Genomic DNA, 13,926 nt, shown 5'->3' on the forward strand with positions numbered 1-13,926 from the left:
GCCTATGAGTGTGTACGAACACATCGCATTTAAGACCTTATGACCGACTCCACTTTCCTACGCTAGTATGAACTAGATCAGGTTCAAAGGGTCCAAGATATCCTCTTGTCTCAGCCGCTAACGGCTCCCCTAGTGGACTTCCTATTCTATTGAATAATACTGTACAAAGGTTTACGGAATATGTCAAACATCTCCAGAGAACCACATACGAAAAAACTATACAACATCTAAGCAAAAATAAAACCCGAATCACCTCTTACTTAAGCAGGATGAATTCGGGTTATTAATTAAAGCAATTTCAATTGATTGTATATAGGTACAACCCAATCAGGTAATACTCTTTCTTGATGCTTTATGTTGCCACTCTCAGCTTCCAGCACGCTTTGGATTCAATTATCTTTTCCCGAGATATATTCTTTGACCCCATTAGAATACTCCCTTATCATTTTGCCATGTTTATCTTTATAAACGACATATGATCCGTTTGCCTTGGCATCAAGCCTTGCACGTTCCCCCGTCAGCTTAATCAGTTTACCTAAATGGTCATCCCTTATCATAGCTGAAACCTCCGGCTCATTTTCGTTAAAACCTTTCGTTCATAAATAATATCACAAACCGAGTATTTGCAATAATTTCCGTTACCGTTATGCCATTTTTTCTAATCTGTTAAAAGATCAAGCATTTTCACTTCTTCGAAATCCATCAAATCCCAGAATCCAGGAACCGTTTCTAAATCATATTTATAGATTGCTTCTATCATCTTCAGGTTTACTTCTTGTTTTAAATCGTTCCTATCTTGGTTAGAAGTTTGCCACATTGATTTTTGGATCTTCGGGGTATATTTTTGTATTATTGTTTCCATCGCGATTGCATCTTTTTCCTGAGCTTTTTTAATTAAGTCCATTAACGATTCCATATCCTCTACACCTCTCCATTAGTTAAATAGGTCCTTAATTTGTTTAATGCTTTTGTTCTTGTTTTCGAAATAGCTTGCTGTGTAACCCTTTTATTATTCGCAATTTCAGTATCTGATTTATTAAAAACATACGCATCTAACAATACTATTTTCTCTGTTTCTGTAAGTCTTAAGATGGCTTTATGAAGTGGCAAGCTGCTAATAATATCTTCTATCGAAGAGACCTGTGTCTCTTCGATAGAATGATCTTCTGTAACTATGTAGGGGAAAGGACCCTTGGGATCGTTCTCTGGAAATAAAACAGACCTATTCCTTTCTTTCCTTTGCTTTTTGTCATAATCTATCGATGTAAAATGGATTAGTGAGCACATATAAGCTGTGAACCTGAGCTCAATAAAATATTTCTTGAATGCCTCGTCTACCTTTTTCTTATTTGCATGTGTTGGTTCATTAAGATAGTTAGTTAGCAACTCCATGTGGTTTTGATTCTTTAGGAATTCGATTATAATAGGCTGTTTAGATAAGTTCCTTATTATCTGGTTATATATTTTGGAATTCATAAGCGCCCCCCCATGCTGGCTCCATATTTATATATAGAGAGATCTTACGACATCATTTAACAACCTATTTTCAAAAAATATAGGATCATATGTTCTTATTTTATCAGTAAGTTATTGGATTTTAAATCAAAAAGTACCGAAACAAAAAACTGTGTAATAATCATTCAATCTAAAGTTTGAAACAAAACAAAAAAGACTATCCATGAAATTAGCTCATGAGATAGTCTTTTATTATTTATTTACTAATTACGTTTTTTTTGATTCGTTAATTGAGAAAGAATAAATAAAACAAAGCAAGTTAGTGGTTGTGGAAAAATAATGTGACCCTTCCTTATATGTAGAAATACTTTAGGAAGGAGTTGAGAACGTTGTATGCAAGTAACAGATGTAATCTCGCTTATAACTAATGTTGGATTTCCTGTCACGCTTTGTTTTATTTTGATTCGTTATGTTTTAGAAACCATTGGCGAAAAAATGGACAAGTTAGATAACTCACTTAATGAACTGACTAAGGCTATTCAATCATTTGAAAGCAGCAGAGAAAAGAAGACAGATATATAAATTCATAATTTTTTTAGGTATAAGGTTGTTTTTACATTCTCGAATTCCTCTTTTATAAGTACAAGGTGAGAGAAACAGAAACCTTGAAAACATAGAAGGAGGTAGGAGAGAGCTCTCGGTCCGGAATCCATAAAGCAACAAAGAAACGTTCGTCAGTAATAGTTATACTACTGTATCGCCCACAACAACATGTAAGTACCAAAACTTGTTTCACAACACTATGCAATTAAAAAAACTATTTGGAGGTTTTCAATATGCCTTGTCCACAATCTGATTTGCCAATTGTGCAGATTCCTTTGATCCCTGCAACCCCAGCCCCACCACACATAACTGGTATTAAATCTGGTTCCACACGGTTTATGATTTCAGATAACCCAGAAACTATCGGTACTCCAACTGATCCTGTTTGGCCAGTGAAATTCGAAGGTGGTTTCGCAACATTGTGGCATGATTATGTGGCTGATAAAAATACGCTGAGTTACAGAATTTTTGTTTGGCATCTTAATAAAACTGGAAAGACATTAAAATACGGGGTAACTATTGGAAATGGCTCTAACGCTACTTCCAGTCCTGGTACTATCCAAATTTCGGGATTAAAACACTCGGTTGATACTGTAAAAGGGTTTATTTCGCATGGAATTTGTACTGCGAAAGCATTGTTGGGTAACACCTTAGAGAGCGCAACACCAACTGATTCTAGCATTACAGCTGGAAATGTTGGTCTTGTGAAGGAATGGACTGTACCGGATGGCTATCTAATCGGCGGTGTAATCGAGTTTACACTTAAAAACAGTTCATCTACCACTGCACCGATGGCATTTAGAGTAAGGTCTTCGGTTGCAGATACCACTACGGCGAATCTAAGAACCAACCAAACAGCAGTTATTCCTAGACTGGGAACACATCCACGTGGTTCTTGGAATTTCGCAGACATTCAAAGTACTATTAACTTCCAAACAGGCGCTCTAAACTCCTATCAATACTACAGCTTTTCTAACGGAACAAGTGATAATCTTATGACACAAGCTACAAGTTACGACCCAAGTAAAGCCTATGGTGATAATAAAGGTCATTATGGGGTTAAAAACAAAGTAAATATTACTTTCAAAAACACATCTACAACAGAAAGCCGAAAAATCAGAGTGTGTATCACTTCACGAGTAAACCCTTTCGGTGGGGCTTGTCAATGGCATAATAATGATACAGTAGGCATCAAAACCTTGAATATTGGTTCGTCTAGTCAAGACGCAGTTCAGGTGGTCACATTTACACTTGCACCAAATGCATCTGCAACATATGCACTCACAACTTCGACAGCTGGCTCTCTATCATCACCAGGAGTTATCGCGATTCAAACCTTGGCACCATAATGTTCTAGAATTAAAAACAGCCTCTAATCTTAAAGATTAGAGGCTGTTGGCTGTTTTGTTATTGGTTTTTAATGGAGAGTCCTGGGAATACGGTATAATCATTAACGTCAAAAGTTCCTACTTTTCTCATCGATTTTATTTTTCCTAATGCTATTTCAATATCCCAGTTTTCTCCGAATAGCTTTTCTTCCTGATAGATAACTTTTATTCTTACTTTAACCGTATTATCTTTTGATATCTGAGCATCAACAATGTCATAATCAACAATTGCTGGATATATGCCGCCGATCGGGATCATGTCAAACCCTTCAACAGATATTGATTTAATCAACTCAGCATCACGATTGTCATAGCCTGCTACATAGGTAGTAATAAGGTTTTGGATCACAGCCCAGGTGCGACCATCTATATTAAGGTTCTGATCCCAAACATCTTCCTGAGAGTCTATCTTACTTTTTATGGACACTGTTTGATTCTTTTGGTCCCAACTTACATCAGCTCCTAACGCTTTAGATACAATGCTTATGGGGACCATCACTCGATTGTTATTCAGCTGTGGTGCGACATCCGACTTAATTTGTTCTCCGTTTACGACGATTTTGATTGTTCCCCTTGCAAAAGCCATGCTTACCGCAGCAGTTAAAGCAATAGCTATTGCAATTAATGAAATAAATAACTTCTTTTTCATATTATCCCTCCATATAAATTATTGTACATACTAATGACGCAAAAAATTGGATATAGTTTCAATTTTATAACCTAAAAATTATAATTTAAATCATTTATTGTAATTATATACGATAATTCCTTAACGAAATCACATGCAGCAAGGCGTTCTATTGGGTCCGTTTGGAATGCTTCTATTTCGTAACTATGGATGGAGTCGCTGTCGATCGCGATGTGTCTGCAATTAAAGATACGCCCGAATAAAGCGAATTCAAAGCCATTACCCCGACCTCACTACTGCCCGGTTCACCATGGCCGCTATCCCCTCCACTGCTCTCCTAACCCGCTCCGCCTGCGTTACCGTAGAAATAACCGCCACACCATCCGCACCTGCGCTGATCACTTCCTCCGCCCGGTCAGTGTTAATGCCACCGATTCCAACGATGGGCAGCTCAATTAATTAATTTAATCGCCAACAAGAAAAGGCTGACCAATTTATATTGGTCAGCCCTTTCTTATTTTTCAATAGGTTCAACTTCAATTTGATCAACAACGAATTCATTCTTAGCACTATCGAATTTATATGTGACATTGAACTCACACACATATGTGGGAGATACGCCAACAGATCCCGAGATGTTTAATTTTATTTTTTGATTCTCCAATACATAAATAACTATACCGCCAAAACCAAGCTCATCTTGATTGTAATCTGGCGCTGGATCAAAACCATAATCGAACTTATATTCTTTTCCTTGCGTTTTAACGGTAATTGCTAAAGTATCATCCTTATTTTTAGCAACTTGTGATTCAATTTGATTGGCAACAATGTCCTCATAACTTTGTACTTTAATTTCGGATAAATCCTGGGCATTAACTACATGGATATCAAAGTTATCTAAGCCTGTCCCTCTGCCAGTCTGAATGATAACTACAGCTTCTTCCTTCCCGTCACCTGTAACATCCGTATAGAACACCTGCGGTTCAGTTCCCGTATCACCAGGGTATTTCCAATCAAAGTCTTTTTGGCTTCCATTAATATTTAAGGTTACCCCTTTAACTCCATTCTTCGTTTCCTTAGTAGCATAAAGTTTTACTTCTTCATTCTTTGAAGCCTTAATCAATTTTGCATCAGTCTCTTGCTCAGGCTGCGTTGTTACCTGTTTATTGGGAGATTCGCCTGACCCTTGCGTAACCGTTGCTAGCTTATCTGTACCACATCCCGAAAGCAAAACTGCACTCAACAACAACAATGTACCAATTTCTTTTTTCAATTTCCTTCTGCCCCTTTCATTGTGCCTAGCAGAAATTATATCAAGGCAAATAAGAAGATGAATTACAAAATAATAACAATATTTAGTGATATAGTTAAATATATGTTAACAAACCTCAGGCATCACTTCAAACAATACGCCAAGCCCAATTCACAACTAGAAATGAGATTCATACTCCACCCTGCTCACATCAAACGTATCTACAAGATCATGCCAATTTATAAAAACACATGACTTACAGAGTATAATAAAACTGCTATAATAGTACAGGATATTGCAATTCATAATGGCAGGAGGATCATCGTGCAAGACATCGCTGGTTACAAATCAATTGCGCTTGATATTGCGCAAAGAATCGTGAGTGGTGAATTTGGTGTTCGAAGTAAAATATCAGGTAGGTCATTACTGGCTAGTCAATATCATGTATCCCCAGAAACAATTCGAAAGTCCATTAATTTGTTAAAAGAAGAGGATATCGTCTCCGTTTCGCAAGGGAAAGAAATCATTGTTATTTCAGATCAGCGAGCATTGGATTACTTAACTAAAAATAATTATTTAAAAACCGTCTACTCCTTAAAGCAAGATCTAGAAAATTTGCTGGAGCAGAAAAAGGAAATTGATCATAAATTTGAAAAAGTTATATCCGGGATTATTAATTTTTCGGATCGGCTTCAGAATCTAAAGCCATACCATCCCATTGAGATTAACGTGAGTGAATCTTCACATGTCGTGGGGAAGACCATTGCAAATTTAGAGTTCTGGCAACAGACAGGGGCTACCATCATTGCTTTACGAAGAGGTACCGACATCTCAATATCACCAGGACCTCACGTGATTTTACGAGAAAATGATGTATTGATTGTTGTGGGCGATGGTCAAGTCCATCAGAGAACAACACAATTTATTAATCAACAATAACGGTAGAAAACACAACCATGGTGGTTGTGTTTTTTTTGTATTTTCACAGAAAAAAATGAATTTTCCCATAATTATACTAACAACTTATTTCGTGCATGTGGGTTGTCAGTTAAATTTTTCTTTGTTATAGTATTGAAAACGTTTCTAGCCACGGGGGTGCACCACAGAATGAAGGAGCATGATGCTATGATTAAGTTTGAAAATGTATGTAAAACGTATGCAGACGGATCTCAGGCTGTTAAAAAAATGAATTTTGAAATTCAAGCAGGTGAGTTCATCGTCTTGATTGGACCGAGTGGTTGCGGTAAGACAACGACGATGAAAATGATGAATCGATTAATTCCCCATACGGAGGGGACGATTTCCATAAGAGGCCAAGATATATCTCGACTTAATCCTGTTGAATTAAGAAGAAATATTGGATATGTCATACAACAAGTTGGACTTTTTCCTCACTATACCATTGAAGAGAACATCGCATTAATTCCCCATCTAAAAGGTTGGAGTAAAGAACAAAAACATCAACGTGTTCAACAATTGTTGCAACTTATTGGATTAGACCCCAATCAATTCGCCAAAAAATATCCCCGTGAATTATCTGGAGGCCAACAACAAAGGATTGGTGTAGCTCGGGCATTAGCTGCAGATCCTGAAGTCATTCTCATGGATGAACCGTTCGGAGCTCTGGACCCCATTACGAGAGAGCAACTGCAAGATGAGTTGCTGCGATTGCAGAAATCTCTCAAAAAAACCATTGTATTCGTTACGCATGATATGGATGAAGCGCTGAAATTGGGCGATCGCATCGCCGTAATCAAAGATGGAATGTTGCTGCAGATGGATACGCCAGAGAAGCTGCTTAATGAGCCTGCCCATGGATTTGTTGAACAATTTATTGGAAAGAATCGAATCTATCAGAATCCTGCTTTTATTACTGTCAAAGATATTATGCGTGAGAACCCGGCTGTTGCTAAACCTGACTTATCCCCATCCAGAGCATTTGCTCAAATGAGGAAGCGAAGAACAGATACGTTAATTGTTGTCAATGATCAAGGACAATTTAATGGAATCGTGTCGGCATACGATCTGCAGGCCCGCATGGAATCAATATCTACAATTCAAGAACTAATCATGGATTCTGAATTTTACCTAGATGAGACGGCAACTGCAAAAGATGCACTAATTGCTATTGATGATGCCAAACACGGTATCATCCCTATCGTAACAAGTGAAATGGATGTCATTGGGGTTGTAACAAGAGCGAGTCTATTAACAACATTTGCAGGGCACTGGGCCGGTAAGGAGGAGAACAATGAAGCAATCGCTGTGGGAACAACTCATTCAGCAATTTAGCTCAAGATGGGAAGATCTGTTGGCTTCAATAGGAATGCATATCGAGCTTGTTCTAATCTCTATGTTGATTGCCATTATTGTAGGAGTACCTTTAGGCATATTAGTGTCTCGTGTTCCTTCGTTAAAAAGTTGGGTTATTGGTGGAGCCGGTATTCTGCAGACGATCCCCAGCTTGGCACTGTTAGGTTTTATGATCCCTTTATTTGGAATTGGTATCAAGACAGCCATCGCTGCCCTCTTCTTGTATTCGTTATTGCCGATTATTCGGAATACGTATACAGGAATTAAGGATGTGGATGCTGCTACAATCGAAGCGGCCAGGGGCATGGGGATGACAGATATGCAGATTTTGTTTAAAGTCCAGCTCCCGTTAGCGCTATCTGTCATAATGGCAGGGATTCGTACGTCTACGGTTATTAATGTGGGTACGGCAACCCTTGCAGCCTTTATTGGTGCAGGTGGTCTAGGGGATTTCATCTTCTTGGGTATATCTAGAAATATTGATGCTCTTATTCTTCTTGGTGCTGTACCGGCTGCAATTCTCGCTTTAATCCTGGATTTCTTATTAGGCGTAACGGAGAAATGGACAACACCAAGAGGTTTAAGAAATACGAAATAAAAGGGGAGAACGAGAAACATGAAGAAACAATGGTTTATATTAGGTTTGATATCAGTACTTATGATTTCATTGATTGGATGCAGTTCAGGCAAAGAAAGTAAAGAGACCATCACCATTGGCTCTAAGAACTTTACCGAGAATATCCTATTGGCACATATGATGGCAGATTTAATCGAGAAGAATACCGATTTGGCTGTAGAGCGAAAAGTGAATTTAGGGGGATCCGATATTGCTTGGAAGGCCTTAAAAAGCAATGATATCCAACTCTATCCTGATTATACAGGTACTATCGTAGCTAACTATTATCAACAAGAGACAGGAACTGCGGAAGAGACACTGAACATGACACTTGAACTTGTGAAAAAAGATAAGTTGTCGTTTCCTGCAAATTTCGGCTTTAATAACACATACACTTTAGCAGTAAGTAAAGAAACGGCTGCGAAGTATAACCTGAAAACGTTTAGTGATCTAGCGAAAGTAGCGAATGAGTTGGTATTGGGTTGTGAGTTCGAATTTAAGGATCGCCCAGACGGATATCCAGGACTAGAAAAGACTTATGGAATGAGCTTTAAGAAGGTCAGTGCGATGGACCGCGGAATTATGTATCGATCACTGACTGATGGGCAAGTCGATGTTATTAATGCTTTCGCTACAGAAGGTCAAATCAAGGTTCATGATTTAGTAATATTAGAAGATGATAGAGGTTTTTTCCCTCCATACCATGCAGGAACAATCATTCGTGAGGATGTCTTAGCGAAGTATCCAGAACTGGAAAGTACATTAAAAAAACTTGAAGGTGTATTAGATGAACAAATCATGCAAGATTTGAACGCAAAAGTAGATTCTGAAGGCCTTAAGGCCGAGACCGTTGCACGTGATTTTTTGAAAGAAAAAGACTTGATGTAGACATGATATTAGAGCCCTTCATAGAACTTATGAAGGGCTCTTGTTCCTTCCTACATTACTCCGCCCGAATCGCGTGCTCCTCTGTTCCGTCTTCTTCATAAATAATAAATTTAGAAGCTTTAGCAGACGTATCTGCAACGAACTCCACCTCTACCGGCAAAGACCGGAGAAAAAACCTTACTTCCGATGAAGGATATAGTTCCAGACGCATTTGTCTGTCAGCCTGAAGATACAAACGGTTCTGCTCTACAGTAATCCGTGCAGTTCTGCCATCACTGAGGAGATAAGAACCTGTATAGCGCTCATATATTTTCGGATCAACCTGTACTGCTCTTCTCTTCGCAGGACGTTCCGGTATTTCAAAAGGCTGGTCGAATAAGATATGTTGAACTGCTGCAATAATACTTTGCTCAGATTCATAATCCTGTTCTATATTGCTCAGGTATATAATCGTTTTGTTCTCATCGATATAACGAATCATGAGTGTCGCATACCCCGGCCATCCTCCGCTATGACTAACGGTGGTCCCCTTTTCCGCATTCTTTTCCAGAATCCAGCCGAAGCCGTAATCATACGTTTCTCCGTTATTCAACCGGACCGGTGTAAAGGCCTGTTTAAGCGTTTCTTCACTTAATATTGTGTCCGAATATAAAGCTTGATCGAATTTTAATAAATCCCCTACCGTAGAGTTCACCGTTCCATCTCCTTGAATGCCATCAAGGTAGATCACATACTGTGTCTCCAAAAGCTGTTCCGGAAGCACATATTCACCCGTAATCGCATCAAAAACATAACCATAAGCATATCCGGAGATTTTCTCATTCGAATATCTTCGGTTGTATACCCGCGAATTCAGCATGCCTAGTGGACGAAACAGATACGTGTCCATGTACTCGGCGAAGCTCAGCCCTGAAATCCGTTCTACAAGCAATGCGAGCAGGACATACCCGGTATTGCTGTATTCCCATTGTTCATTCGGTAAAAAATAACGCTCCGGCTTATGCTCCATCAACAGGTTTAACACATCTTCATTCACAGCAATCTGTGTGTGATCCCAATGCTCTTGGAACAGGTCCATGTAATCGGGTAATCCTGAAGTATGATTAAGCAGATGTCTTACCGTAATGCCGGGATAAGGGAAATCGAGAAGCCATTGTTCGATAAAATCGTCATAGGCTAGCCGCCCCTGCTCTTCCAATAACATAATTGCTACCGCGGTAAAAGGTTTGGATAACGAAGCCAGTTCGAACATGGAATCAAGCGTTAACTTTCTCTTGCTAGATAACTCCCCATATCCAAATACACCTTGATACAAAATTTCTCCTTGCTCGGCTACACATATCGCTCCGTTCATTTGTTCTTGTTCATGTAAAGCGTTAAATAGCGTCTCTAACTGCTGCTTCTTCAATTTCATTTCCAATTCCCCCTTGAATTTAGTAAGTGAAATTAATTATTAAGGAAACTAACATATTCGACAAAAAAATTCCCCCACTGCTCGCAGCCCCAGCGTGCGGTGGGGCGTTGCATGTCGGCGGTCGACCTAAGATCTGCTTAATTCCTGCTCCACAATTTCCTTTAACTTAAGTGTTAATTTCAGGAGCTGCTGCACCTCTTCAAACTCCATTTTCGCATAAAACCGTTCAATAATCTCTCTCTCCACCTTATCCTGCTTGGCAAAATAGGTGACTCCTTGCGGTCCTATCTGCACAATAATTTCACGCCGATTTTGGAGATTAATCTCCCGCTTCACGTACCCCATCTTCTCCAGCTTGCCAACAATCTGGCTTACCGCACTAGAGGACACCTCCATCTGATCCGCAATTTCCCGGACGGTCATTCTCTGATGTTTATGAATCAATTCCAGCAACAATGCCTGTTTGGTTGTAATCTCATCGTCTAACAGCGATCGATATTCGTGCAGCAGCAGCGCGTTAATCAAATACTCGGCTTCATTCATTTCTTTAACACAACTTACAAGTGCATCATTTATTTTACTCATCTTAAATCATAAACCACCTTTATTGTTAAGCTGTCTAACATATAATAGAATAAGTTTCGGGAAATGACAAGGGTTCAAATGAAATTGTTGAAAGAAAATAAAGTATTTTCTTAGTGCTTAGATAAATCTCAGTAACTTAATTAAAGAACTACATGCTACCCTCGTATGTTCTGTTATCGCGCGTATCTTTCATTCTAGCACTACGGTAGAGGGTATATGTTCTGGAAAGAACAATTCCATCTCACAGTAATCCTCTGCTTCTAATGGATTTATCCGTTCAAAACTATAGGTATTCAAATGATTATTTTCCTTCATCCAACGGTCATAGATATATTCCCATATAGTCTTTAATGTCTTACTCGATATTTCGTTCGGGTGGTGATTCCCTATATACTTAAATACTACATACTTATTGGCCGGAATCCTCTCGACAAGCATCCCCTCTGGAACTGGGTGTCCTTCTTTAACACGAATAGAAGGCGTATAATACGTGAAGTCGCTATTGCTCATAGACACCCAAGTTAAACCAATATACGTGTCGGGGTCAATTGCGTTTTTTATGCTATGTCTTTCTTCGTAATAAAACGTCCTCGCGTAATCATTTGAAGTTTGGTTTTCAATATTATCGTTTATGTAAACAGTTTTTCTAAAACCAGCAACAAAAAACGTCGGCAGCACTACATGTGTTGGTTTAAAAACTAACCCGTCATCCACTTGATAGCAATCCTTTATATTGAAACGTTCAACCACTTTCACAGGTTCCATTCCATTACGGAACTCTGTTGGTGTCATACCAAACTCGCGTATGAATGCACGAATATAAGACTGATGATGGCCGAACCCATATTCTTGAGCAATGTCAGAAATTCTAAGGTTGGTATGAATTAAATCAAGCAGACTTAAAGCTAATTTTCTGGATCTGACATATTCCAATAAGCTTAAACCCGTTGCTTGTTTGAATACTCGATGCAAGTAAAACTTGCTAAGGTATGCATTAGAAGCAATGTCGTCAAGAGTAATTTCTAATCGAATATTTGCCTCTATCCAATTAATGATCTCCGACAATCTGTTTGTTAGGTATTGATCGCTTTTCATTGGCTGATTGTTCTCCTTAACAAAAGAGCAAGAAATGTCACTTGCGGAGTTTCAAAATGTTTATAATTTGATTATGTACTACATTGAGATAATTTGAAAGCCAAAAACTAACAAGAAATAGAGGGGCATCAGATATGAAAACATCCGTAAAAATAGGAATGATGTTGATAGCTATGATTATGGCGATTAGTGGTTTGTCACCAATTCCAGCCCATGCCGAGTCAAGCAACAAAATACAGAAAATTGAGAAATTTGTTGAAGAACAACGAAATATCAGTGAAATTCCAGGGATCTCAGTCGTCATTGTGGAGAAGGGGAAGACGATGTATCAGCAAGGTTTTGGATATGCAGATCTTAAAACGAAACAACCAGTAACTGCTGATACGCGGTTTGAAATCGGATCAACATCAAAGGCATTTACAGCTTTAGCTATTTTGCAATTGGAAAAGGAAGGATTGTTAAACCGAACGGATGATGTCCAGAAGTACATCCCTTGGTTGAAACTGAACTACAATGGGGAACCGCAAACTATTACGCTCAACCAGCTTCTTTATCACACGAGCGGAATCGCTTTCAATTCGATCGCGCATATTCCGGAGAGCAATGCAGATAACGCCCTTGAACTAACCGTCAGGACATTGTTGGGTCAGGAGTTAAATCGCAAACCAGGAAGTTCTATGGAATACGCAACAATCAATTACGATGTACTGGGTCTCGTTATAGAGGCGGTAACGAAGAAGCCTTATGATCAATATATGAAACAGCAGATTTTAGAGCCAATCGGAATGAAAGATTCATTCGTTGGACGACATCAGGTACAGTCCGCTGAAGTGGCAACGGGCTATAAAATAGGATTTATGAAAGCTCAGGCTTACGAAGCGCCCATTTATCGAGGAAATATACCGGCTGGGTATCTAATCAGCAATACGAATGATATAGCTAAATGGATGAATCTTCAGTTAGGGGATGATCCGAGCAATGCGATCGACAAACGGATCGTACAAGCATCACATATCCCGGATCAATCCGTAGAGCCTTTTGAGCAAGATTCCTACTATGCGAGCGGCTGGGTAGTCCAGATGAAAAAAGATAAACCATACATATCTCATGAAGGAGCGAATCCGAATTTTAGCTCATATTTCATCATGCAGCCTAACGAACAGGTGGGCGTAGCGATTTTATCCAATATGAATACGACATTTACGACAGCTATTGGTCAAGGCGTAATGGATCTTTGGGAAGGAAATGACGTCAACATTCAGCATACCTCTATCTACCAAAAGATGGATCAGATCGTGACCATTGCATGTATCGTCGTCGGCTGTTTCGGTGCATTGTTTGCCCTTTTAGCTGTGAGACTCCTGCGGAGGCTTGCTAAAAAGCAGCGCATGTGGAATTCGTTGAACGTCAAGAGGACTCTCTTCCTCCTCCTACATACTTTGATCGTGGCAGCCATAATGACAATCATGATCATGTTACCGTATCTTCTTGATGGCTTGCCTTGGTCATTTATAAAAGTATGGGGCCCAACGACCATAACAGTGTCCCTTTATACTGTCATAATCGTAAGCAGCATCTATTATATTTATGGATTATTGCTCAGTTTTACCAAGAAAAATGATTTTCCTAAAGTTGAAACAGTTTACCACAGGGAGTTTAACTAATTATTGATCTAAAGGGGCTGTCCCA

At 39.1% G+C, this 13,926-nt stretch carries 15 protein-coding genes, 1 pseudogene and 1 riboswitch; of the genes and pseudogenes, 7 read left to right on the plus strand and 9 right to left on the minus strand.

Annotated elements, in window-relative coordinates; translation table 11 throughout:
• Positions 1 to 37: 37 nt before the first annotated feature.
• Positions 38 to 141, minus strand: a riboswitch (TPP riboswitch).
• A gap of 248 nt (positions 142 to 389) precedes the next feature.
• The 3 genes from AC2TF5_RS22730 to AC2TF5_RS22740 form a co-directional block, all read right to left on the minus strand.
• A complete protein-coding gene (locus tag AC2TF5_RS22730; RefSeq protein ID WP_491299389.1) occupies positions 390 to 557 on the minus strand; it encodes a hypothetical protein in 168 nt (55 codons plus the stop codon).
• 101 nt (positions 558 to 658) lie between these two features.
• Positions 659 to 916 carry a helix-turn-helix domain-containing protein gene (locus AC2TF5_RS22735; RefSeq protein WP_491299390.1) on the minus strand — a complete coding sequence of 86 codons (258 nt, stop codon included), beginning with the start codon at positions 914 to 916 and terminating at the stop codon, positions 659 to 661.
• 5 nt (positions 917 to 921) lie between these two features.
• Positions 922 to 1,476 (minus strand): sigma-70 family RNA polymerase sigma factor, encoded by a 555-nt coding sequence (locus tag AC2TF5_RS22740; protein ID WP_491299391.1) that lies wholly within the window; start codon positions 1,474 to 1,476, stop codon positions 922 to 924.
• Between the two features lie 372 nt (positions 1,477 to 1,848).
• On the opposite strand from AC2TF5_RS22740, the gene AC2TF5_RS22745 reads away from it, so the two are divergent.
• Together AC2TF5_RS22745 and AC2TF5_RS22750 are read left to right on the plus strand one after the other, a co-directional pair.
• Positions 1,849 to 2,037, plus strand: coding sequence for a hypothetical protein (locus AC2TF5_RS22745; protein WP_491299392.1), 189 nt, complete (start codon positions 1,849 to 1,851; stop codon positions 2,035 to 2,037).
• Positions 2,038 to 2,291: 254 nt separating this feature from the next.
• On the plus strand, positions 2,292 to 3,407 hold the full coding sequence (locus tag AC2TF5_RS22750) for a hypothetical protein (RefSeq protein WP_491299393.1): 1,116 nt from the start codon (positions 2,292 to 2,294) through the stop codon (positions 3,405 to 3,407).
• A gap of 58 nt (positions 3,408 to 3,465) precedes the next feature.
• Here the strand turns inward: AC2TF5_RS22750 and AC2TF5_RS22755 are convergent, their stop codons facing one another.
• From AC2TF5_RS22755 to AC2TF5_RS22765, 3 genes and pseudogenes are all read right to left on the minus strand, one after another.
• Complete coding sequence (locus AC2TF5_RS22755) at positions 3,466 to 4,095, minus strand: copper amine oxidase N-terminal domain-containing protein (RefSeq protein WP_491299394.1); 630 nt, start codon at positions 4,093 to 4,095, stop codon at positions 3,466 to 3,468.
• A gap of 258 nt (positions 4,096 to 4,353) precedes the next feature.
• A pseudogene (locus AC2TF5_RS22760) lies at positions 4,354 to 4,530 on the minus strand (thiamine phosphate synthase); the annotation flags it as partial.
• A 58-nt stretch (positions 4,531 to 4,588) separates the two neighbouring features.
• The gene (locus AC2TF5_RS22765; protein WP_491299395.1) at positions 4,589 to 5,347 is read right to left on the minus strand and encodes a hypothetical protein; all 759 of its coding nucleotides are present in this window, start codon (positions 5,345 to 5,347) and stop codon (positions 4,589 to 4,591) included.
• 303 nt (positions 5,348 to 5,650) lie between these two features.
• Between AC2TF5_RS22765 and AC2TF5_RS22770 the strand changes: the two genes are divergently transcribed.
• The 4 genes from AC2TF5_RS22770 to AC2TF5_RS22785 all read left to right on the plus strand — a co-directional run bounded on the left by AC2TF5_RS22770 (position 5,651) and on the right by AC2TF5_RS22785 (position 9,143).
• Positions 5,651 to 6,265, plus strand: coding sequence for a GntR family transcriptional regulator (locus tag AC2TF5_RS22770; protein WP_241932276.1), 615 nt, complete (start codon positions 5,651 to 5,653; stop codon positions 6,263 to 6,265).
• A gap of 186 nt (positions 6,266 to 6,451) precedes the next feature.
• Positions 6,452 to 7,618, plus strand: a complete 1,167-nt coding sequence (locus tag AC2TF5_RS22775; protein ID WP_491299396.1) for a betaine/proline/choline family ABC transporter ATP-binding protein — start codon at positions 6,452 to 6,454, stop codon at positions 7,616 to 7,618.
• Positions 7,578 to 8,237 carry an ABC transporter permease gene (locus AC2TF5_RS22780; protein ID WP_491299397.1) on the plus strand — a complete coding sequence of 220 codons (660 nt, stop codon included), beginning with the start codon at positions 7,578 to 7,580 and terminating at the stop codon, positions 8,235 to 8,237. Before AC2TF5_RS22775 ends, AC2TF5_RS22780 begins: the two co-directional genes overlap by 41 nt.
• An 18-nt stretch (positions 8,238 to 8,255) precedes the next feature.
• Positions 8,256 to 9,143 (plus strand): glycine betaine ABC transporter substrate-binding protein, encoded by an 888-nt coding sequence (locus AC2TF5_RS22785; RefSeq protein WP_491299398.1) that lies wholly within the window; start codon positions 8,256 to 8,258, stop codon positions 9,141 to 9,143.
• Between the two features lie 55 nt (positions 9,144 to 9,198).
• Here the strand turns inward: AC2TF5_RS22785 and AC2TF5_RS22790 are convergent, their stop codons facing one another.
• The 3 genes from AC2TF5_RS22790 to AC2TF5_RS22800 form a co-directional block, all read right to left on the minus strand.
• Positions 9,199 to 10,557, minus strand: coding sequence for a serine hydrolase (locus AC2TF5_RS22790; protein WP_491299399.1), 1,359 nt, complete (start codon positions 10,555 to 10,557; stop codon positions 9,199 to 9,201).
• A 126-nt stretch (positions 10,558 to 10,683) separates the two neighbouring features.
• Entirely contained in the window at positions 10,684 to 11,142 is a 459-nt protein-coding gene (locus AC2TF5_RS22795) for a MarR family winged helix-turn-helix transcriptional regulator (protein ID WP_491299400.1), read from the minus strand.
• Positions 11,143 to 11,331: 189 nt separating this feature from the next.
• Positions 11,332 to 12,237 (minus strand): AraC family transcriptional regulator, encoded by a 906-nt coding sequence (locus AC2TF5_RS22800; protein ID WP_491299401.1) that lies wholly within the window; start codon positions 12,235 to 12,237, stop codon positions 11,332 to 11,334.
• A 134-nt stretch (positions 12,238 to 12,371) separates the two neighbouring features.
• Here AC2TF5_RS22800 and AC2TF5_RS22805 point away from each other — a divergent pair, with 134 nt between their 5' ends.
• Positions 12,372 to 13,901 carry a serine hydrolase domain-containing protein gene (locus AC2TF5_RS22805; RefSeq protein WP_491299402.1) on the plus strand — a complete coding sequence of 510 codons (1,530 nt, stop codon included), beginning with the start codon at positions 12,372 to 12,374 and terminating at the stop codon, positions 13,899 to 13,901.
• The last annotated feature ends 25 nt before the right edge of the window (positions 13,902 to 13,926 follow it).

The organism is Paenibacillus sp. JNUCC 34 (assembly GCF_058269055.1).

What these genes read in the sequence shown, in the direction of transcription:
- AC2TF5_RS22775 (WP_491299396.1), top strand. Translation starts at nt 6,452, where the DNA reads ATGATTAAGTTTGAAAATGTATGTAAAACGTATGCAGACGGATCTCAG.
- AC2TF5_RS22740 (WP_491299391.1), bottom strand. Translation starts at nt 1,476, where the DNA reads ATGAATTCCAAAATATATAACCAGATAATAAGGAACTTATCTAAACAG.
- AC2TF5_RS22800 (WP_491299401.1), bottom strand. Translation starts at nt 12,237, where the DNA reads ATGAAAAGCGATCAATACCTAACAAACAGATTGTCGGAGATCATTAAT.
- AC2TF5_RS22750 (WP_491299393.1), top strand. Translation starts at nt 2,292, where the DNA reads ATGCCTTGTCCACAATCTGATTTGCCAATTGTGCAGATTCCTTTGATC.
- AC2TF5_RS22755 (WP_491299394.1), bottom strand. Translation starts at nt 4,095, where the DNA reads ATGAAAAAGAAGTTATTTATTTCATTAATTGCAATAGCTATTGCTTTA.
- AC2TF5_RS22805 (WP_491299402.1), top strand. Translation starts at nt 12,372, where the DNA reads ATGAAAACATCCGTAAAAATAGGAATGATGTTGATAGCTATGATTATG.
- AC2TF5_RS22790 (WP_491299399.1), bottom strand. Translation starts at nt 10,557, where the DNA reads ATGAAATTGAAGAAGCAGCAGTTAGAGACGCTATTTAACGCTTTACAT.
- AC2TF5_RS22780 (WP_491299397.1), top strand. Translation starts at nt 7,578, where the DNA reads ATGAAGCAATCGCTGTGGGAACAACTCATTCAGCAATTTAGCTCAAGA.
- AC2TF5_RS22785 (WP_491299398.1), top strand. Translation starts at nt 8,256, where the DNA reads ATGAAGAAACAATGGTTTATATTAGGTTTGATATCAGTACTTATGATT.
- AC2TF5_RS22735 (WP_491299390.1), bottom strand. Translation starts at nt 916, where the DNA reads ATGGAATCGTTAATGGACTTAATTAAAAAAGCTCAGGAAAAAGATGCA.
- AC2TF5_RS22730 (WP_491299389.1), bottom strand. Translation starts at nt 557, where the DNA reads ATGATAAGGGATGACCATTTAGGTAAACTGATTAAGCTGACGGGGGAA.
- AC2TF5_RS22795 (WP_491299400.1), bottom strand. Translation starts at nt 11,142, where the DNA reads ATGAGTAAAATAAATGATGCACTTGTAAGTTGTGTTAAAGAAATGAAT.
- AC2TF5_RS22745 (WP_491299392.1), top strand. Translation starts at nt 1,849, where the DNA reads ATGCAAGTAACAGATGTAATCTCGCTTATAACTAATGTTGGATTTCCT.